General features: G+C 62.5%; 1 pseudogene. It reads left to right on the top strand.

The features are described from left to right. Positions 1–88, top strand: a pseudogene (locus tag U8L64_RS00095) (ribosome assembly RNA-binding protein YhbY); the annotation flags it as partial. Between the last annotated feature and the right edge of the window lie 440 nt (positions 89–528).

Here is a 528-nt window from a genome sequence, read left to right as displayed (position 1 = left end):
AAAACACTACAAGTCCATCGGCCACCATCTGAAACCGGTTCTGATCGTAGCCGAAAACGGCCTCAGCGAAGGCGTGCTGGCCGAACTGGTGCAGTTCCATTGCTCGCTGCCGAGGATCGGCTTCTGGAAGCGCACCTTGCCGTGCTGGAAAGGCGCGACTGCGCTGACCAGCAGGCCTACACACCGATAACCTCGCCCTGCGCGGTGCCGGACTGGGGGGTGCCGACCTCGGCGGCCTGTACTTTCTGGCGACGGGGCGCGGTGACGGCGTTGCGTGGAGCCGCCACGGGCGAGACGAATAGTTACCATGTGAACATCGTTCCTGTAGTCGGTGCTAACTTAAGGCACACACTTAAAATGGGTCAAGCTGCTGCTGAGCGTCGAGGATGAGCAGGACGGCACGCGCGCCGACGCCGTATTGCTGGTCAGCCACAACTTGCGCGGCAAGCTGCTGCTGAGCGTCGAGGATGAGCAGGACGGCACGCGCGCCGACGCCGTATTGCTGGTCAGCCACAACTTGCGCGGCAA

The sequence above is a fragment of the Pseudomonas sp. FIP_A4 genome (assembly GCF_036701605.1).
Classification (GTDB): Bacteria; Pseudomonadota; Gammaproteobacteria; order Pseudomonadales; family Pseudomonadaceae; genus Stutzerimonas; species Stutzerimonas phenolilytica.
Note: the sequence above shows the minus strand (reverse complement) of the source record. Positions and strands in the feature narration are given on the sequence as shown.